The 623-nt window shown below is 42.2% G+C and carries 1 protein-coding gene; it reads left to right on the top strand.

Annotation, left to right across the window (positions count from 1 at the left end):
- Positions 1-623 (top strand): ISAs1 family transposase (locus AC19MX_RS21125; protein WP_498299774.1); only part of this gene is annotated, 623 nt, incomplete at both ends.

Genomic DNA, 623 nt, shown 5'->3' on the forward strand with positions numbered 1-623 from the left:
CCGTTATCGCAGGCGCTAAAGGCTGGTTTGATATTCGCGAATACATTCTTGGGCATCATGATTGGTTTAAAAACAACAACCTATTCGTAAACGGCATTCCCGCTGATGACACGATTGCTCGTATCATATCAACCATTGAACCTGAGCAGTTTCACCAATGTTTTATCAATTGGATGTCTTCGATACACACCCTTACTGAAGGCCAAGTTATTGCTATTGATGGAAAAACGCTTCGAGGGTCATACAATCGTGAAGATAGAGCTAGTACCATACACATGATTAGTGCCTACGCTTCCTCAAACAAATTAGTGCTTGGTCAGCTTAAAACAGAACAAAAAAGCAATGAGATAACCGCCATTCCTGAGTTGATAAAGATGTTAGATATCAAAGGGGCGTTAGTGACTATCGATGCGATGGCTTGTCAAACAAAGATAGCCAAAACCATCGTGGACCAGGGGGGTGACTATCTGCTTGCCGTTAAAAGTAATCAGGGAAAATTGCGCGAAGCGATAGTACAAGCCTTCGCATTTCAGCGAGCTAACAATACGGACAAATCAATAATTGAACACGGTCACGGACGTACTGAGTGTCGCCAGTGCTATGTTATTGATAGTAAAAACTTA

It is taken from the genome of Shewanella sp. MF05956 (assembly GCF_059758055.1).